We start from the raw sequence: 16,987 nt of genomic DNA, 5'->3' as shown, positions 1-16,987 counted from the left end.
TGCCTCGCCCCCCATATGCCTTAGCTCGTCGCAGGGATAACCAATCCGCGCTGGACCGCCGGGCGGTCCAGAAAGCGGTCCACATATGGCTGAAGGTTGGCGAAATCAGACCATCCAAGCAGCTCTTTCACACCGTAATAGTCCAAGCCTCGCAGCCACGGCACAATGGCGATATCGGCAATTGAATAGCTGCCCGCGATCCATTCCTGCCCTTCAAGCTGTGTGTTCAGCACATTGAGCAAGCGCTTGGCTTCGTTGATGTAGCGTTCGCGGGGGCGAGGGTCTTCGATCTCGCTACCGGCGAATTTGTGGAAATAGCCAAGCTGACCGAACATCGGGCCAAGGCCACCCATCTGGAACATCAGCCATTGTGTCACGCGGGCTTTGTCCGCTGCGGTCGCGCCCATCAACTGATCGCTTTTCTCTGCCAGATATAGCAGGATTGCGCCGCTCTCGAACAGGGATACAGCCTCGCCATCCGGGCCGTTGGGATCAATAATCGCAGGGATTTTGTTGTTTGGATTCAGCGACAGGAATTCGGGGCTTTTGACATCTGAATCTGCGAGTGTGACTAGATGTGCCTCGTAAGGAAGGCCAATCTCTTCCAGCATGATCGAAACTTTGACACCGTTTGGCGTTGGATAGGAATAAAGCTGCAACCTGTCGGGTGTCTGGGCAGGCCAGCGGCCGGTAATTGGATGAGTTGAGGTGTCAAGCATGGTGCGCTCCTGAATGCGGTTCCGAGTTGAGGTAAGCACTGGCTAAATGTGTTACCAGTAGAGCACCTGTGCATTCCCGGTCAGTTCTTGTGCATTTCGCAACAGAGGGGAAAACCAGGTTATTCCGCACCTAGACCAGAGGCGCATTCTCGCTCACAATCTTGTGTATCCCGCATCTGTACCGCGGGTTTTGCATAGCTCGCATAAGGAGAGACGTGTGGACGAGGTTGTAACGCAGGTCGGAGCGTTTGCTCCGCTTATTATGAATGCAGTCAAGGCACTGATTGTTCTGATTTTGGGCTGGATCGTGGCCGGTGCGATAGGCGGTATGGTGCGCCGGCGCATCAACGCGACCCCGCAGATTGACCCGACTCTCGGCAACTTTATGGCCAGCCTTGTGAAATGGGCTATCCTGGCGATGGTTCTGGTCGCCGTTCTGGGGATTTTCGGGATTGAGGCCACAAGTATTGTCGCCATTTTGGGTGCGGCATCGCTGGCTATCGGTCTGGCGCTGCAAGGGACGCTTAGCGATCTGGCGGCGGGCGTGATGCTGGTGGTATTCCGGCCTTACAAGCTGGGTCAATATGTGGATATCGGCGGTACTGCTGGGACGGTGCAGGACCTGAACCTGTTCACGACCGAATTGGTGACGCCGGATAACGTGCAGATCATTGTTCCCAACGGGCAGGCTTGGGGAACGGTGATCACCAACTATTCGGCCCATGACACGCGACGCGTGGACCTGGTATTTGGGATTGATTACGGCGACAGCGCAGATCAGGCGATGCAGATCATTCTGGACGTGGCCAAGGCGGATGAGCGTATTCACAGCGATCCTGAACCATGGGTGCGTGTGACCAATTTGGGCGACAGCTCGGTTGATCTGACGGCGCGGCTGTGGTGTGCCGCTGCAGATTATTGGGACGTTAAGTTTGAAATCACGAAGGCCGTTAAAGAAGCGTTCGATGCCAAGGGGGTATCGATTCCTTATCCGCATTCGGTCGAGATCCAAAAACAGGCATAACGCTCCCGCCCGTCATACGGGCATTGGAATGCCCTTTTCCGGTTGGGCCCAGCGCCGCGCTGATCGCGCGGCGCTTTTTCGTTTGTTGCAACGTTGGTCAGAGGTTCGACCGCGCCGCGCGATCAGCGCGGCGCTACGCCCAACGCTGTAAACGCACTCGTCAGAGGGCGCTTTCAGGGGCGGGAGTATCTTAAGCCTTGATGACGACGTTGGGGGACACCACGTCGATCCCGAGTGCTTTGCCGACGGCGTAGTAGGTCAGCTTACCCGCATGTACGTTCAGTCCGGCCATCAGATGAGGATCGTCCTGACATGCTTGTTTCCAGCCTTTGTCGGCCAACGCCAGCATGAAGGGCATGGTAGCGTTGCCAAGCGCGATGGTCGATGTGCGGGCGACAGCTCCGGGCATGTTGGCGACGCAATAGTGCATGATGCCATCAACATCATAGATCGGTTCGGCATGGGTCGTCGCTTTCGACGTCTCAAAACACCCACCCTGATCGATCGCAACGTCGACAAGGACTGCTCCGGGTTTCATGGTAGAAAGTTGCGCGCGGGTCACCAGCTTTGGCGCAGCCGCACCGGGGATCAGCACCGCGCCGATGACCATGTCGGCGGATTGGATCAGCTCGGCCGTTGCGCCGGCTGTCGAGTATTGGTTCTTAAACGTTCCGCCAAAAACGTCATCCAGATAGCGCAGGCGCGGCAGCGACCGGTCAAGAACCGTCACATCTGCCCCCATCCCTGCGGCGATCTTGGCGGCATGTGTTCCCACGACACCACCGCCAATGACAACAACTTTCGCTGGACCAACTCCGGGAACGCCGCCCATCAGAACACCGCGCCCGCCATTGGCCTTCTGCAGGGTCCACGACCCGACCTGCGGGGCGAGGCGGCCTGCAACCTCGGACATGGGTGCAAGCAAAGGCAGCCCCCCATTGGCGTCCGTTACAGTCTCGTACGCGATAGCCGTACAGCCCGAAGCAAGCAGGTCATGGGTCTGGTCTGGGTCCGGGGCCAGGTGCAGATAGGTAAACAGCAGCTGTCCCTCGCGCAGCATCTTGCGTTCGCCTGCCTGCGGTTCTTTGACTTTGACGATCATGTCGGCAGTGGCGAAAACTTCGGCTGCGGTGTCGACAATGCGCGCTCCGGCTGCGACGTAGTCGGCATTGTCAAAACCCGAGCCCTGACCGGCTCCGGTTTCAATGATCACCTCGTGGCCGCGCGCGACCGCTTCTTGCGCAGCGTTCGGGGTCATTCCGACGCGGAACTCCTGCGGTTTGATTTCTTTGGGGCAACCGATCTTCATTTGGTCTCTCCGTTTGTAAACTGCTTAAATAATGGGCAACTTTGTGCGCAATTTCTGTGAAACTCTGCCCGTATGAACGCTTTATTTCCGGATAATTTTCGGTATTTTGACCTGAACTCGCAAAAGGATTGCGCAGATGGCCATTGATACGACGGATCGAAAGATTCTGGCGGCATTGCAGCGTAACGGTCGGATGTCTAATGCAGAACTGTCCGAACAGGCCAATTTGTCGCCTTCGGCCTGCCACAGACGGGTGCAACGGTTGGAATCCGAGGGCTTTATTCGCAACTACGTTGCCTTGTTGGATGCACGCAAGATGAACGTGCCGACAACCGTATTTGTCGAGATCACTCTGCAAGGACAGGCCGAAGAGGTTCTGGATGCCTTCGAAAAGGCCGTTGCCCGTATTCCGGATGTGCTGGAGTGTCACCTTATGGCGGGAACGGCGGACTACATCCTGAAAGTCGTCGCCGAAAACACCGAGGACTTTGCCCGCATCCATCGGCAATACTTGTCGCGACTACCCGGAGTGGCGCAGATGCAAAGTTCGTTTGCGCTTCGAACCGTGTTCAAAACCACGGCTTTACCGGTTTGATCAGGCCGGTCCGGGATAGGTGAACAGCACCAAATGCGCGGCGTTGAAGCAGAAATGCATGAGGACAGGAACCCACAGACGTCCGGTTGCATAATAACCCAGCCCGCAAGCCGCGCCCAGAATGGTTGCGAAACCTGCCAATGCCGGTCCTCCGCCGATGTGAACCAAACCAAACAAAAGGCTTGCAGCAGCTATCCCCAGACCCGCGCCAAAACGGGAAGAGATCAACGATTGCAAATAGCCGCGAAAAAACACCTCTTCCGTCAGGCAGGTCAAGAAGAGATTGGACAGCGCGAAGATCACCCACCAATGGGGCAGACTGATCTCGGGGCGGACGGCATTGACGGCAGAACCCACTGCCAACAGGGCAGGCAACAAGGCGAAACCAACTGCCAACGGGATTTTGCGCAGTGCCACAGCCCCACCAATCATGCCGGGCCACGCCAAAGCGACGGTGAACAGCACCATGGGCTTGTCCAGGTTCAAGTACATCGTGAAATCGCGACTTAAAGGGCCAGATTGAACCTGATCAAGGACCAGAAGGTTGTGAAATCCCGGGACCAGATGCGCCCCGAGCGCGATGCACCATATGACGAGTGTAATATGGCCAAGCGCGGCCCACATCCCGGACAGGTTGCGCAGCATCAACGCGCCTGCAAAACCGACAGTAACCACCCCTGCGGCGATCGGCGTAACCAGCCCCAGTGTCAGCGAGACCGCTCCGAAAACCCCCAATAGTCCCATACCCAACGCCGGTTTGCCTGATACGGTGCTGACCATGGCGGCGATCAGCAAAAGCCACGGCCAGATCGCGGGCAGCAATGCGAAAAAATGGGTCAAAGTCGCGCCTTTGCAGTTCGGTTTGCGCCTTGATGCCGTGGTTGGGCGCGTTCTGGCAAGACGGTTCAACAGTGAACGGGCTGCGGATTTGCGTCACAGTGATCTTGCCGCCGTAAGCTGTTAGGCTTAGGAAAAGACCTTCATCAATTCATCCGATGACATCAGGCGGTTACATGCGCCCGATACGGTCCGAACCCGGGAATTTGTAAGGAGCAGACCTTGGCTGACGAATATAACGACGCCTCTAAAGACTGGCTTGAGGCCGAGCTGGAAGACACGCTGGACGAAGATTTCGAGATCGAGTTCAGCGAGCCCATGTTGTCGATGGAAATCCGCAAGATCTACAAGGATCAGCACCCCGAGATGCTGGACCGCAAGGTCTATTTCCGGAACCTGCTGCGTCTTCAGGCCGAGTTGATCAAAGTGCAGGATTGGGTGCAGCACACGGGTGCCAAGGTTTGTATCCTGTTCGAAGGTCGCGACAGCGCGGGCAAGGGGGGCGTGATCAAGCGGATCACGCAGCGCCTGAACCCACGGGTTGCGCGTGTCGTTGCTCTGCCCGCGCCAAGCCGTCGGGAACAAAGCCAGTGGTATTTCCAGCGCTACGTTCCGCATCTGCCTGCAGCGGGCGAAATCGTGCTGTTCGACCGGTCATGGTACAATCGCGCGGGCGTCGAACGGGTCATGGGCTTTGCGACCGAAGATCAGGTTGAACAGTTCTTTCAGGACGTTCCCGAATTTGAACGGATGCTGGTGCGCTCGGGCATCATTTTGCTGAAATACTGGTTCTCGATCACCGATGAAGAGCAGCAGTTGCGGTTCCTCATGCGCATCCACGATCCGATGAAGCAGTGGAAGCTGTCGCCGATGGATCTGGAATCTCGTATCCGATGGGAGGCCTACACTAAGGCCAAAGAAGACATGCTGTTCCGCACCAATATCCCGGAAGCGCCGTGGTATATCGTCGAAGGCAATGACAAAAAGCGCGAGCGTCTGAACTGTATCGAACACCTGCTGACCAAGATCCCCTACACGGATGTACCGCAGGAAAAGGTCAACCTGCCTGATCGCAAGTACAACCCGGAATACGAACGCCGTGTTCTGCCGGACGAACTGCACGTGCCAAAAATATACTGATCGGTCCGAAAGGATGCGAAGCAGCGCTCTGCTTCGCATCAGGTTGGAGCGTTAGGCTGCGTCCATCATGCAATCGACGTTGAAGAAGGTGAGCGAAAAGAAGTCTTCGGCTCCGCCAGACGTCATCTCGGGACAGATTGGTTCGTCCGCAACCGGGACTGAATCATCTGCTATGACCAAATCCATGTCGTCCTGGGTCTCAGGCGGGGTCATGTCGTCATCATTCCACGCGAATTGATCGAAATCTTCTTTTAGCTGCTGAATGAATGCGTCCAGTTCAGCCAGAAAGGCCGCAACATCGAAGCAATCTGCATCAGCGTCTTCGGTGTCCGGCTGTTCAGGGGCCGGATCGTCGTTGTCGGTGACGTCAGTACCCGGCTGTTCTGGGGCTGGGTCGTCGGTTTCGGTAAGGTCAGTATCCGGCTGCTCCGGAGAAGGATTGTCCGTTTCTGTGACGTCAGTGTCCGGCTGTTCGGTGACTGGGTCTTCGGTCTCGGTCACATCAGTATCGGGTTGTGCGGGGTCTGGCTCTGCAGGTGGGGTAGGCGCCATGGCTGTGCCGCCGCTGTCCAGCATGACTGCCGCATCAGTTGTGGCAAAGTTCTGCGTGACGATCACGGCGTCAGAACCCTGCATATCGCCGGTCTCGATGCCGATGCCGATATATTTGAAATCAGGATTCAGGATATTCGCGCGATGACCGGGGCTGTTCATCAGGCCCTGGTGCAGTTGCGCCACGTCGTCGCTGATCCCTGGCGCGCCGCGCTCTGATTGCCAGGCGATATTCTCGCCAGTTCGCCAACTGCCTTCAAGATCGAACCCGGCCGCCTGCATCCGCTGGGTGGCGGTTGATCCGCCTGACCCGGTGTGGCTGAACGTGTCCGTATCCAGCATCCAGCTGCTGTGATCTTCCGACGAATCGTTGAGCTGCGTTTCAAGCTGTAATGGGTCCAAGCCACGAGACGTACGCTCTTGGTTGATCAACGCCAGCATTTCCCGTTCTACTTGACTTGCTGCAGACATTTTTGCCTCCTTAAGTTGTTGTGTCCGAATGGACAGACCCACTTAGAGAACCGGCAAAAGACATGAACAGTGAGGTCGGAAAGATCGGCGCATTTCGGCGGGAGGGCGCACCGAAACAGAGATTCGCCGCGCTGGATAACGCCGAGAAAATGGCAAATCAATGTCTCGGCGAGTTGTTGCGATCGCTAAGAGGCGGGGCCGGCGAAATCCCTCTTAAAAAACGACAAACCCCCGGGCGGGGCCTCGGGGGTCGTCAAATAGTGTCATCCAAAGCCGGACGAGCATCAGGTGCTTAGAGCAAACCTTCGCGCTGTGCTTTCTTACGTGCCAGTTTACGGGCACGGCGGATCGCTTCAGCTTTCTCGCGCGCTTTTTTCTCGGACGGTTTCTCGAAATGTTGCTTAAGCTTCATTTCACGGAACACGCCTTCGCGCTGCAGCTTTTTCTTCAGGGCACGAAGCGCCTGATCGACGTTATTGTCGCGAACACTAACCTGCATGTGGTTGTCACCACCTTTCTAGATAGAGTTGCAAGGAAATTGCAGGAGGTGGCCGTATAGCAAAGCCGCTCTAACTTGTCTAGTACTGGTGCCAGAACCCGGAGAACCGCCATGACCATATCCTACGAAGATACCAAAACCCAGCTTTTGGACGCTATGCTGGCCCATGTACCGTTTGATGGCTGGTCGGAAACCAGCTTTCGCATGGCCATCAGTGACTGCGGTATTGATGAAACGCTGGCACGGTCGATCTGTCCTCGTGGTGCGGTTGATATGGCCCTGGCTTTTCATGCCCGCGGGGACGCGGCGATGGCAGAGCGTCTGAAAACCGAAGATCTGAGCGATCTGAAATTCCGTGACCGGATCGCTGCTGCTGTCCGGTTCCGTCTTCAGGCGGTAGAGGACAAGGAACTCGTGCGTCGTGGGATGACGTTGTTTTCTTTGCCGATGCACGCGGCTGATGGGGCCAAGGCGATGTGGCAGACCTGCGATCTGATCTGGGACACGCTTGGCGATACATCTGACGATGTGAACTGGTACACCAAGCGGGCGACGTTGTCGGGGGTCTATTCCTCGACCGTGCTGTTCTGGCTGGGGGATGATTCGCCTGACCAGCAGAGAACGTGGGAGTTTCTGGACCGCCGCATCGACAACGTCATGCAGTTCGAAAAGCTCAAGGCGCAGGTGAATGGCAACCCACTGTTCAAGCCCTTTCTTGCGGTGCCGAATTGGTTGGCAGGTCAGGTTAAAGCTCCGATGAAGATGCGGGCTGATCTGCCGGGAATGCTGAACCCGCGCAAGTAAGCGTCTGGGCCTTTCCGAATTCGCCTGTTAGGCATTGGGCAAAGGAGAATTGCCCATGACCCAGACAATGCGCGCTGTAGAAATCACCAAACCCGGCGGGCCCGAGGTTCTGCAGATAACGGACCGACCGGTGCCTGAACCTGCTGCGGGTCAGGTGGTGCTTAAGGTGGCCTATGCCGGGGTAAACCGTCCGGATGCGCTGCAGCGGGCGGGTGCGTATGATCCTCCTCCGGGTGCCAGCGATCTGCCGGGGCTTGAGGCATCGGGTGAGGTCGTGGCCCTAGGTTCCGGCGTTCAGGGGCTTTCAGTTGGTGACCAGGTTTGCGCCTTGTTGCCCGGCGGCGGCTATGCCGAATACGTTGCCACGCCCGCTGCCCATTGCTTGCCGGTGCCAGAGGGGATGGGCCTGAAAGAGGCCGCGTGTCTGCCCGAGACCTTCTTTACCGTCTGGTCCAATGTCTTCACACGCGGCGGTCTGAAAGCGGGAGAGCGTTTTTTGGTTCACGGCGGCTCCAGCGGGATCGGAACAACGGCGATCCAGCTTGCAAATGCCTTCGGCGCACGGGTCTTTGCCACTGCCGGATCGGCCGAGAAATGCGCCGCTTGCGAGAAACTGGGGGCCGAGAAGGCGATCAATTACCGGGATGAGGATTTCGTATCCGCAATGAGGGCCGAGGGTGGGGCGAACCTGATCCTTGATATGGTGGGCGGGGACTATATCCCGCGCAACGTCAAAGCTCTGGCCGAGGATGGGCGGCTGGTTCAAATCGCCTTCCTGCAAGGCCCCAAGGTCGAGCTGAACTTTGCCATGATGATGGTGAAACGCCTGACCCTGACCGGCAGCACCTTGCGTCCGCAATCCGATCTGGCCAAGGCCAAAATCGCCCAGGACCTGCGCGAGGCAGTCTGGCCGCTGCTGGATGCGGGCAAGATTGCCCCGGTGATGGACAGCGAGTTTGACATGGCCGAGGCCTCAGCGGCCCATGCGCGGATGGAAAGCTCGGGTCATATCGGCAAGATCGTTCTTAAGATCGGCGGCTAGGACCGTCTTCCGGTTCAGGTCACGGCGCAGCGATACAGGTGCCAGGTGGCGTGGCCCAGAACCGGAATGACAACAATCAACCCCAGTAACATCGGGATCGCGCCCAGTATCAACGCACTGGACACAACCAGACCCCAGGTCAGGATGACCGATGGGTTGTGCCGCAGAACGCGAACCGATGTCACTACGGCGAGCGGCACCCCGACTTTGCGGTCAAGAAGCAAGGGGAAGCTGATCACGCTTGTGGCCAGTGCGACGAGGGCGAAGAAGAACCCGACCAAGATGCCAGAAAGGATCATGACCCAGCCTGCCTTTGTTGTGAAAACTTGGAGTACGAAGGTGCTGAACGAGGTCGGTAGATCAGGACCCAATGTCTGAACATAAATGCTCTGCGCGACCATCAACCAGATCAGCAAAAGCGCCACCAGATAGAAGCCCAGTGTCAGAATGGCCCCGAACGAGGGTGACCGGAATACACCAAGTGCATCCAGCCAATGGGCTTCGGCCCCTTGCTCGCGTTTTCGGCTGATTTCATAAAGACCCACGGCCGCCACAGGCCCGATCAATGCGAAACCTGCGATCAGGGGGGCCAGTAAAGGTATCATATTCCGGTTCAGGCCGAACCCGAACATCAGCAAGCCCGCCAGAGGGTAGATCAATACCACGAAGACCGCATCTGCGCGGGTTTCCATAAAGTCTTCCGAGCCGGCTCGCAGACACGCCCAGAGGTCGCTGAAACTCAGCGTCTGAACCTTGGGCATTTTGGGTGTCCCAGCGCCACCAATTCCGGTGACGCTCTCTGCAACATGATCACTGGTGGCTCCCAGCGTTTGGGCCGCCCAGCTGATCGGATTTCCTATCGTCCTGACCATCGTCATCCCCTCGCGTTTGCCTATCAGCGCCGCAGAGATGATCCGGTACGAGTTGCCTGTGGCCGGACCAGCCGGCAACGCTCAAGCACCAGTATAGCATAATTTTTTGCGTTTGGGTCGCCTTGGACCTGCTTGTGCCGATTGCTCTGGATCGCAGGCGTGTTAGCTTGGCCCCAGGTTACAGGAGGTGAGTATGCAGCAAACGGCACGTACCGTCGTCATTCACGAACACGGCGGCCCCGAGGTTCTGAAGATCGAAGACCGTCCGATAGGCGATCCTGGACCGGGCGAAGTTCGCATTCGTCATCAAGCCTGTGGATTGAACTTCATCGATGTCTATCAGCGGACCGGCCTCTATCCGATGGACTTGCCGCACGCATTGGGAATGGAGGCGTCTGGGGTGATCGAAGCGGTGGGCGAAGGCGTCACCCATCTGCAACCGGGCCAACGCGCCGCCTATGCGGCTAATCCCTCTGGTGCTTATTGCGAGGCGCGCGTGATGCCGGCCGCACAGGTTTGTCCTTTGCCTGATGATATCTCGTTTGATGCGGCTGCGGCCATGATGCTTAAGGGGATGACGGTCGAGTATCTGTTTCACCGCACGACCCCGCTGAAACGGGGTGACACCGTTCTGTTCCACGCCGCCGCCGGTGGTGTCGGGCTGATTGCGTGCCAATGGGCCAAATCCGAGGGGATCAAGCTGATCGGTACGGCTGGAACGGATGAAAAATGCAGTCTGGCTCAGTTCAACGGGGCGACACATTGCATCAACTACCGGACCGAGAATTTTGCCGAGCGGGTCGCCGAGATCACGGGTGGCAAGGGCGTCGATGCGGTGATGGATTCGATTGGTGCGCAGACATTTGCAGGCTCTCTGGAATGCCTGAAACCACTGGGTATGATGATTTCCTTTGGCAATGCTTCGGGGCCGGTGCCGTTGATGGATATAGCCATTCTGGCCAAGAAAGGCTCGCTCAAGATCACGCGACCGACTTTGTTTACTCACACTGCTGATCACGCCGTCTGTCAGGCCATGGCGCGGCGCCTGTTCAACAAGGTGCAGGGGAATGAGGTTAAAATCCATATCGACCAGCGCTTTCCGCTTGAGCAGGTCGCCGACGCCCACCGCGCGCTTGAAGCCCGTCAGACGACAGGAAGTACGGTCTTGGAGCTGTAGTCTGGCAAGGTCCCGACGTGTGCCGGGACCGTTTCTGGAGGCGTTAAATCAAAACCGATAGGCCGCACGGGCCTGAAAGGTTGTGGCGTCAACATCAACGCCGGATGAATTGAAATCGTTGAACTCGTGATACAGGATTTCACCGCCAATGCTGACATTGGGTGCGACGATATGTTCGTAACCGGCACCGATAAACCAACCATTATCGCTGCTCAGATTGTCGGTACCAGCCTCGGCATATCCGCCGATGCCATAAAGCAGTCCCACTGACGTGACCTTGTAGCCAGCACGGGCCTTGATGCGCCACACATCCTCGACCGTGGCCGCGCCGCCCAGATCAACATCGGTCCAGTCATAGTCGAAGCCGCCACCTACGACCCAATCCCCCAGATCGTAATCATAACCCAGAATGATACCGCCGATCGCGCCGTCTCCGTCGATGCCAGAGACGTTGGTGTCGATATCGGCATAACCAACCTGCAGACCGCCGTAGAAGCCCGTCCAGTTGCCAGAAGACTGCGCAGCAGCGGATCCTGCGGCCAGAAATGCAATGCCTGCCGCTGCTAAAAGACGTTTATTCATATTGTGTTCCTTTCCCTCAAATTGGTTTTTTGTGCCGACCCACGGATGATCGTGCGCTCACATAACTGAATACGTTTGAGCGAGAGGCTGGATCATTCACGGATGAAAGTGGGTTGTCGACGCGGGCATCTGCAGCGCGGGCATTCCGGACAATCCGAAGCAGAGGCGGTTAGGGAAAGTATGCGAGTGAATTAAAAACAAAAGAAAAACGGCGGCAGAATGCTCTGCCGCCGTTGTGTTGGAGTGCGTAGGCGGATTATTGCGCCTGCAGTTCTGCCGGAGTTTTGTCGGCAATGTCTTTCCAGTTGGCGTCCGCACGCTCGTTAAAGCCCGGGATGTCGCCTTCCCAGCGTTCCTGAATGTCGGCCGACAGGTTCAGGTACAGCTTGTTGTCAACGATTTTCCAGTAGTTCGGGTCGCCGTCAAACTTGAAGCCCATCGCGGTGCCGAATGCGCAGTAGCCGCCATATGCGGGCAGGTACGCTTCGGGGTTTTCTTCGAATGCAGCTTTGTTTTCTTCATTGGCAAAGCGGTACAGCGCATCGTTGTGCAGCGTGGTGATGCGGTAGTCGCCCTTGGTGGCTTCGCCAACGGTGAAGTAGGCAACCGGGTCATAACCCTGCAGCGCCAGACCGGTCGAGCTTGCGTTCAGTTCAACGCCAGCGGCCAGAGCCGTGCTTGCAACTGCAACAGACAGCGCAACGCCGCCGATGAGGGATTTGATCTTGTTCATGGTTTTCACCTTTCGTGAATTGAGCCACCGGACGACACCCTGAATTGTGCCTGAGTGACCCTTTCGATTTTGTTCCGTGCGGTCGGTAATTGGCCGTCACGACACCGAAGTGGGTAATGCTGTGATCACGTTCAAAACAATCAATTGTGATTGTGCGTAATAGAATAGGTTTTGTGCAAATATGCAGAGTAGAGCCTAGAAATCAGGCGCAAAGCCAACAACGAATTCAATCACTTTTTCAGCCGGCATCTCACACGGGCGCAGCAATGCACCACTATTTGCCGTCATGTACAGGTTCAGGCTGATGTAATCGGTCCCACCAAGCTCGTGTGCTACCAGCTTTATGGATTTTCCGCCTGCCAGCGCGGTTCGGCTCACGACATAGCGACGCCCATGACTGCGCCCAGTTGACGTTCCAAGCGGGATGCGGAAAACCGCCGTCAGGAACGGCGCCAGCGCGGTCAAGATTTTCCGATTTTGGGTTCCGTTCCGGCCCGGATGCGGGCGATATTTGCCCCGTGACGCCAGTAGACCAGCAAGGTCAGGGCCACACCCAATCCAAACGCAGTGCCATTGGTCAGAAACATCACCCAAATCGTCGACATCGCGGCAGCACTGAGAGCTGCCAAAGACGAGATTCGCCAGACGACTGCGGCAAACAGCCATGTCAGGCAACAGGCAACACCGACCCGCCAGTCCAGCATCAGCCATAGCCCAAGGAAGGTTGCAACACCTTTGCCGCCCTTGAAACCAAGCCATACTGGAAAGCAGTGACCCAAAAAGGCGGCCAGCGCAGCGATTTGTGCAGCGTCTTCGCCAGCCACGATCCGGGCCAGCAGGACGGCCATTGCGCCTTTTGCGGCGTCAAAGATCAGCGTCAGCGCGGCGGCGCGCTTGTTCCCGGTGCGCAGAACGTTTGTGGCGCCAATATTGCCCGATCCGATATTGCGCAGATTGCCGAGCCCCATGACATTGGCGATGATCATGCCAAAGGGGATCGACCCCATCAAATAACCAAGCGCGGCCCAAAGGATCAGTTGGGCCGTGGAACTGTCAATGGGGGGCATCAGGGTCTCCGGTATACTTCTTGGCCTGCGACATAGGTTGCCGTGACCTTACCTTGCATCCGCTGGCCGTCAAACGGAGTGTTCTGCGATTTCGATTTCAGGCTGAAACGATCCAGCACAAAAGGCACATCCGGGTCGAACAGGACCAGATCGGCGGGTGCGCCCTCGGTCAATCGACCACTATCCAGACCCAGCCGTTTTGCAGGGTTCAAAGCCATCGCCCGGAACAGGGTCGGAAGATCAAGCTGTTCGGCATGGTAAAGGCGCAGTGCGGCAGGCAACAGCGTTTCCAGCGCAACCGCCCCCGAGGCCGCTTCTTCAAAAGGCAGACGTTTACTTTCTTCGTCCTGCGGCGTGTGCATGGAACTGATTGTATCAATCAGTCCGGTCCGCACCGCCTCGATCACCGCCTGCCGGTCATCCTCGGACCGCAGAGGCGGTTTCACCTTGAAGAAGGTGCGATAGTCGGCCACGTCCAACTCGTTCAGCGTCAGATGGTGGATCGATGTGCCTGCGGTGATGTCCAGCCCGTTGCGTTTGGCGCGTTCCAGCGCGGGCAAGGCGCGGGCGGTGGTGATCTGATCGGCGTGATACGCGGCCCCGGTCATCTCAAGCAGAGCAATATCGCGGTCTAGCCCCATGCGCTCGGCCATGGGCGAGACGGCAGGCAACCCATAAAGCGCGGCGAACTTGCCGCTGGTCGCGGCGGCCCCGGCGCTGAGGCCTGGCTCCTGCGGGTGCGCGATCACCAACGCGCCGCAGGACTTCGCATAAGTCAGCGCGCGGGAAAACACCTTGGTATTGGCGATCACATGGTCGCAATCGGTAAAGGCCACGGCACCTGCATCTTGCAGAAAGCCGATCTCGGTCATCTCGCGACCGTCGCGGGCTTTGGTCAGGGCGGCCATGGGCAGCACATTGACCGGAGCATCCGCCTGCGCGCGACGCGTGGCGAATTCCAGCGTTTCGGGCGTGTCTATAGCGGGGCTGGTGTCGGGGCGGGTGACGATCGTGGTCACGCCCCCGGCCGCAGCGGCCAAACCGGCGGATTTATAGCTTTCCTTGTGTCGCTCACCGGGCTCGCAGACCTTGACGCCGATATCGACGATGCCGGGGGCGAGGCAGTGCCCGCCGCAGTCGATCACCTGCGCGTCTGTGGCCGGAGCGGCACCTTCACCGAGGCCAGCGATACGTCCGCCCGAGACGTGCAGCCAGCCAAGCGTGTCCGTTCCCGCCTCGGGGTCGATCAGGCGGGCATTGGTGAAAAACTGGTCGGTCATGTCTGGGCCTCTCGGGCTTTGGTCAGGGCTTCCATGGCAGCGTCCGGGTCGGGGAGGTATTCGAATACCAGGAAACGCAGGTGCGAAAACACGATGTTGTGTCCGTTGCGATAGAATTTCAGGTCGGGATGAACGGATAAGGATTTTGCTTTGAATATCTCGCTGATCCACCAGACGTTGCGGTTGGTCACGACATAGACGCGCCGCGTGCGGATCAACCGTTCCCACCACATGAAAAACGCCAGAAACAGCGTGCATCCGATAAGCTTCCAATAGTCGCGGACAGTCTCTGCAAACCACGGGCTGGCAATCCAACTGAGCGCAAGGCAGGCAATTAGAATGCGATATGCCCATCTCAGGCGTGGAGGAAAATATCCCTGGTCAGGCCGCCCATGCCACAGCACCTGTTCCGTGTCGGGTATTTTCTTGCGCCACCAGTCGTCGCTCATCCCATGGCCCTTTCTATGGCGGCTTTGGTGGCGGCGGGGTCGGCTTGGTACTTGATCAGGTGCTTGTCGCCGCTTTTGGTGACGACCTGCACAAAGCTGCCCATCGTGTTGACCGCTTCAATCTGATTCAGCGCCACGGTGCGTGGGCCGGGGCCGGTGAGGGTGGTGTCCGACATCTCCCACGTGTTTGTTAGCTCTTCTGAGGCCAGATACCACGCGCGAAACCCGATGGCGGCCAGACCCGCGGGCGCGCCGGTCCAGACATAAGGATTGCCGATCAGCCACAGCACGGTCATCGCCCCGGCCATTGCGATCGCGGCCAGAGTCAGGTTGGTCTGGATATAAGCGCGTTTGTGCGGCGTGAAGGTTACAGGATCAGCCATAGGGCACCTCCGACAATAAGCAGGGCGATCACCGCCAGTAGCGCCGACCCGATACGGCGCGGCGCGTTGTTTTCTACGGGGTTCTGGGGCGCTGAGAAGGGCTTGGCGCTTTCGGCCTCGATCATACCACCGGACCAGTTTGTTGCCTCTTCAGTGTATAGTCCCAGCAGGCGTACCCGTGGGTCGGGGTTGAGTTTCGCGGCCTTGCCGTGAAAGGCTGCGCTGCGGACGGCCATGACCCAGCCTTCGATAGCATCCAGCATTGTGCGGTTCAGCTGATCCTCGGACACACCGCCACCTTCATGCAGATATCCATACAGCCCGAGGTCTTCGAGGTCCGATACCGGAAAGACATCGATCTGCCCTCTGTCCAGACCATCGACCCCCAGAACCTGATCGGCAGCACCGGGTTCACGCAGGAACTTGGCCTCTTCGGCGCGCATGTCCAACGTGAACAGGCGGATCACACCGCGTTCATGAGGGGCCACGGTCAGGTTGCTCATGCGGCCTCGCGCAGGTTGCGGGCCAGCAGCTCCATCGCGGCCATGCGGACGGCGACGCCCATTTCGACCTGTTCCTGAATGACGGAGCGGTTGATGTCATCAGCCAGCGTGCCGTCGATTTCCACGCCGCGGTTCATCGGGCCGGGGTGCATAACGATGGCGTCGGGCTTGGCCAGCGCCAGTTTCGCCGCATCCAGCCCGTAGCGGTGGTAATACTCGCGCTCCGAGGGGATGAACCCGCCATCCATCCGCTCTTTCTGAAGGCGCAGCATCATGACGACGTCGACGTCCTTCAGACCCTCATTCATGTCGTCATAGATCTCGGCCCCGAACTCGGCAAAGGTCGAAGGCACCAGCGTCGGCGGGCCGATCAGGCGGATGCGGTTTTCCATCTTGCCCAGCAGGATCAGGTTCGACCGCGCGACGCGTGAATGTGCCACGTCCCCGCAAATCGCGATGTTCAGACGGTGCAAACGACCCTTGGCGCGGCGGATGGTCAACGCGTCCAACAGCGCCTGCGTGGGGTGTTCGTGCTTGCCGTCGCCTGCATTCAGCACGGCGCAATTCACCTTTTGCGCCAGCAGGTCCACCGCGCCGGAATGCGGATGCCGCACCACAAGAAGATCGGGATGCATCGCATTCAGCGTCATCGCCGTGTCGATCAGTGTTTCCCCCTTTTTGATCGAACTGGCCTGCATCGCCATGTTCATCACATCCGCGCCCAGCCGCTTGCCTGCCAGCTCAAAGCTGGCCTGCGTGCGGGTCGAGTTCTCAAAGAACATGTTGATCTGGGTCAGCCCCGACAGAACGTCGGAATGCTTGGTCGACTGCCGGTTCATGTCGACATAGGTCTCGGCCAGGTCAAGAATGGCGGTGATATCGGATTGCGACAGATGCTCGATGCCAAGAAGGTGACGATGGGCGAAACGCATGGGCGGGCTCCTGTCTG

General features: G+C 58.0%; 21 protein-coding genes. 6 read left to right on the top strand and 15 right to left on the bottom strand.

Going from position 1 to position 16,987, the window contains the following annotated elements:
* Positions 1-20: 20 nt before the first annotated feature.
* On the bottom strand, positions 21-719 hold the full coding sequence (locus J7380_RS08880) for a glutathione S-transferase N-terminal domain-containing protein (protein WP_209195402.1): 699 nt from the start codon (positions 717-719) through the stop codon (positions 21-23).
* A 217-nt stretch (positions 720-936) separates the two neighbouring features.
* Here J7380_RS08880 and J7380_RS08875 point away from each other — a divergent pair, with 217 nt between their 5' ends.
* A complete protein-coding gene (locus J7380_RS08875; RefSeq protein ID WP_209195401.1) occupies positions 937-1,743 on the top strand; it encodes a mechanosensitive ion channel domain-containing protein in 807 nt (268 codons plus the stop codon).
* Between the two features lie 190 nt (positions 1,744-1,933).
* Here J7380_RS08875 and ald read toward each other — a convergent pair whose 3' ends face one another.
* On the bottom strand, positions 1,934-3,052 hold the full coding sequence (gene ald, locus J7380_RS08870; RefSeq protein WP_209195400.1) for an alanine dehydrogenase: 1,119 nt from the start codon (positions 3,050-3,052) through the stop codon (positions 1,934-1,936).
* A 136-nt stretch (positions 3,053-3,188) separates the two neighbouring features.
* Here ald and J7380_RS08865 point away from each other — a divergent pair, with 136 nt between their 5' ends.
* Complete coding sequence (locus tag J7380_RS08865; protein WP_170353602.1) at positions 3,189-3,647, top strand: Lrp/AsnC family transcriptional regulator; 459 nt, start codon at positions 3,189-3,191, stop codon at positions 3,645-3,647.
* Here the strand turns inward: J7380_RS08865 and J7380_RS08860 are convergent, their stop codons facing one another.
* Positions 3,648-4,487: a CPBP family intramembrane glutamic endopeptidase gene (locus tag J7380_RS08860; protein ID WP_209195399.1), complete on the bottom strand. Its 840-nt coding sequence runs from the start codon at positions 4,485-4,487 to the stop codon at positions 3,648-3,650.
* 219 nt (positions 4,488-4,706) lie between these two features.
* Here J7380_RS08860 and ppk2 point away from each other — a divergent pair, with 219 nt between their 5' ends.
* Positions 4,707-5,624, top strand: coding sequence for a polyphosphate kinase 2 (gene ppk2, locus J7380_RS08855; RefSeq protein ID WP_170353600.1), 918 nt, complete (start codon positions 4,707-4,709; stop codon positions 5,622-5,624).
* A gap of 51 nt (positions 5,625-5,675) precedes the next feature.
* Here the strand turns inward: ppk2 and J7380_RS08850 are convergent, their stop codons facing one another.
* Positions 5,676-6,647: a CAP domain-containing protein gene (locus tag J7380_RS08850; protein ID WP_209195398.1), complete on the bottom strand. Its 972-nt coding sequence runs from the start codon at positions 6,645-6,647 to the stop codon at positions 5,676-5,678.
* Positions 6,648-6,939: 292 nt separating this feature from the next.
* Positions 6,940-7,146 (bottom strand): 30S ribosomal protein S21, encoded by a 207-nt coding sequence (gene rpsU, locus J7380_RS08845; protein ID WP_005614280.1) that lies wholly within the window; start codon positions 7,144-7,146, stop codon positions 6,940-6,942.
* Positions 7,147-7,257: 111 nt separating this feature from the next.
* Here rpsU and J7380_RS08840 point away from each other — a divergent pair, with 111 nt between their 5' ends.
* Together J7380_RS08840 and J7380_RS08835 are read left to right on the top strand one after the other, a co-directional pair.
* Positions 7,258-7,950 carry a COQ9 family protein gene (locus tag J7380_RS08840; RefSeq protein ID WP_209195397.1) on the top strand — a complete coding sequence of 231 codons (693 nt, stop codon included), beginning with the start codon at positions 7,258-7,260 and terminating at the stop codon, positions 7,948-7,950.
* Between the two features lie 55 nt (positions 7,951-8,005).
* Entirely contained in the window at positions 8,006-8,992 is a 987-nt protein-coding gene (locus J7380_RS08835) for an NAD(P)H-quinone oxidoreductase (RefSeq protein ID WP_209195396.1), read from the top strand.
* A gap of 14 nt (positions 8,993-9,006) precedes the next feature.
* Here J7380_RS08835 and J7380_RS08830 read toward each other — a convergent pair whose 3' ends face one another.
* The gene (locus J7380_RS08830; protein ID WP_209195395.1) at positions 9,007-9,864 is read right to left on the bottom strand and encodes a DUF2189 domain-containing protein; all 858 of its coding nucleotides are present in this window, start codon (positions 9,862-9,864) and stop codon (positions 9,007-9,009) included.
* A gap of 193 nt (positions 9,865-10,057) precedes the next feature.
* On the opposite strand from J7380_RS08830, the gene J7380_RS08825 reads away from it, so the two are divergent.
* Complete coding sequence (locus tag J7380_RS08825) at positions 10,058-11,041, top strand: quinone oxidoreductase (RefSeq protein WP_170353595.1); 984 nt, start codon at positions 10,058-10,060, stop codon at positions 11,039-11,041.
* Positions 11,042-11,089: 48 nt separating this feature from the next.
* Here J7380_RS08825 and J7380_RS08820 read toward each other — a convergent pair whose 3' ends face one another.
* From J7380_RS08820 to J7380_RS08780, 9 genes are all read right to left on the bottom strand, one after another.
* The gene (locus J7380_RS08820; RefSeq protein ID WP_209195394.1) at positions 11,090-11,623 is read right to left on the bottom strand and encodes an outer membrane beta-barrel protein; all 534 of its coding nucleotides are present in this window, start codon (positions 11,621-11,623) and stop codon (positions 11,090-11,092) included.
* A gap of 256 nt (positions 11,624-11,879) precedes the next feature.
* A complete protein-coding gene (locus tag J7380_RS08815; protein WP_209195393.1) occupies positions 11,880-12,356 on the bottom strand; it encodes a YHS domain-containing (seleno)protein in 477 nt (158 codons plus the stop codon).
* Between the two features lie 195 nt (positions 12,357-12,551).
* Positions 12,552-12,821 (bottom strand): hypothetical protein, encoded by a 270-nt coding sequence (locus J7380_RS08810; RefSeq protein ID WP_209195392.1) that lies wholly within the window; start codon positions 12,819-12,821, stop codon positions 12,552-12,554.
* The gene (gene plsY, locus J7380_RS08805) at positions 12,818-13,423 is read right to left on the bottom strand and encodes a glycerol-3-phosphate 1-O-acyltransferase PlsY (protein WP_209195391.1); all 606 of its coding nucleotides are present in this window, start codon (positions 13,421-13,423) and stop codon (positions 12,818-12,820) included. Before plsY ends, J7380_RS08810 begins: the two co-directional genes overlap by 4 nt.
* A complete protein-coding gene (pyrC, locus tag J7380_RS08800; protein WP_209195390.1) occupies positions 13,423-14,703 on the bottom strand; it encodes a dihydroorotase in 1,281 nt (426 codons plus the stop codon). The genes plsY and pyrC overlap by 1 nt, the downstream gene beginning before the upstream one ends.
* On the bottom strand, positions 14,700-15,152 hold the full coding sequence (locus J7380_RS08795; RefSeq protein ID WP_209195389.1) for a hypothetical protein: 453 nt from the start codon (positions 15,150-15,152) through the stop codon (positions 14,700-14,702). Before J7380_RS08795 ends, pyrC begins: the two co-directional genes overlap by 4 nt.
* Positions 15,149-15,535 carry a hypothetical protein gene (locus J7380_RS08790; protein ID WP_209195388.1) on the bottom strand — a complete coding sequence of 129 codons (387 nt, stop codon included), beginning with the start codon at positions 15,533-15,535 and terminating at the stop codon, positions 15,149-15,151. Before J7380_RS08790 ends, J7380_RS08795 begins: the two co-directional genes overlap by 4 nt.
* Positions 15,520-16,038 carry a hypothetical protein gene (locus J7380_RS08785; RefSeq protein WP_209195387.1) on the bottom strand — a complete coding sequence of 173 codons (519 nt, stop codon included), beginning with the start codon at positions 16,036-16,038 and terminating at the stop codon, positions 15,520-15,522. Before J7380_RS08785 ends, J7380_RS08790 begins: the two co-directional genes overlap by 16 nt.
* Entirely contained in the window at positions 16,035-16,970 is a 936-nt protein-coding gene (locus J7380_RS08780) for an aspartate carbamoyltransferase catalytic subunit (RefSeq protein ID WP_209195386.1), read from the bottom strand. The genes J7380_RS08785 and J7380_RS08780 overlap by 4 nt, the downstream gene beginning before the upstream one ends.
* Positions 16,971-16,987 lie beyond the last annotated feature (17 nt).

Source organism: Ruegeria sp. R8_1 (assembly GCF_017743815.1).
Lineage (GTDB): Bacteria > Pseudomonadota > Alphaproteobacteria > Rhodobacterales > Rhodobacteraceae > Ruegeria > Ruegeria lacuscaerulensis_A.
Note: the sequence above shows the minus strand (reverse complement) of the source record. Positions and strands in the feature narration are given on the sequence as shown.

Coding starts and splice junctions, on each gene's coding strand:
- J7380_RS08820 (WP_209195394.1), bottom strand. CDS start 11,623: ATGAATAAACGTCTTTTAGCAGCGGCAGGCATTGCATTTCTGGCCGCA.
- plsY (WP_209195391.1), bottom strand. CDS start 13,423: ATGCCCCCCATTGACAGTTCCACGGCCCAACTGATCCTTTGGGCCGCG.
- J7380_RS08830 (WP_209195395.1), bottom strand. CDS start 9,864: ATGGTCAGGACGATAGGAAATCCGATCAGCTGGGCGGCCCAAACGCTG.
- J7380_RS08790 (WP_209195388.1), bottom strand. CDS start 15,535: ATGGCTGATCCTGTAACCTTCACGCCGCACAAACGCGCTTATATCCAG.
- J7380_RS08835 (WP_209195396.1), top strand. CDS start 8,006: ATGACCCAGACAATGCGCGCTGTAGAAATCACCAAACCCGGCGGGCCC.
- J7380_RS08840 (WP_209195397.1), top strand. CDS start 7,258: ATGACCATATCCTACGAAGATACCAAAACCCAGCTTTTGGACGCTATG.
- J7380_RS08825 (WP_170353595.1), top strand. CDS start 10,058: ATGCAGCAAACGGCACGTACCGTCGTCATTCACGAACACGGCGGCCCC.
- J7380_RS08795 (WP_209195389.1), bottom strand. CDS start 15,152: ATGAGCGACGACTGGTGGCGCAAGAAAATACCCGACACGGAACAGGTG.
- J7380_RS08785 (WP_209195387.1), bottom strand. CDS start 16,038: ATGAGCAACCTGACCGTGGCCCCTCATGAACGCGGTGTGATCCGCCTG.
- ald (WP_209195400.1), bottom strand. CDS start 3,052: ATGAAGATCGGTTGCCCCAAAGAAATCAAACCGCAGGAGTTCCGCGTC.
- J7380_RS08815 (WP_209195393.1), bottom strand. CDS start 12,356: ATGAACAAGATCAAATCCCTCATCGGCGGCGTTGCGCTGTCTGTTGCA.
- rpsU (WP_005614280.1), bottom strand. CDS start 7,146: ATGCAGGTTAGTGTTCGCGACAATAACGTCGATCAGGCGCTTCGTGCC.
- J7380_RS08865 (WP_170353602.1), top strand. CDS start 3,189: ATGGCCATTGATACGACGGATCGAAAGATTCTGGCGGCATTGCAGCGT.
- J7380_RS08880 (WP_209195402.1), bottom strand. CDS start 719: ATGCTTGACACCTCAACTCATCCAATTACCGGCCGCTGGCCTGCCCAG.
- J7380_RS08780 (WP_209195386.1), bottom strand. CDS start 16,970: ATGCGTTTCGCCCATCGTCACCTTCTTGGCATCGAGCATCTGTCGCAA.
- J7380_RS08850 (WP_209195398.1), bottom strand. CDS start 6,647: ATGTCTGCAGCAAGTCAAGTAGAACGGGAAATGCTGGCGTTGATCAAC.
- pyrC (WP_209195390.1), bottom strand. CDS start 14,703: ATGACCGACCAGTTTTTCACCAATGCCCGCCTGATCGACCCCGAGGCG.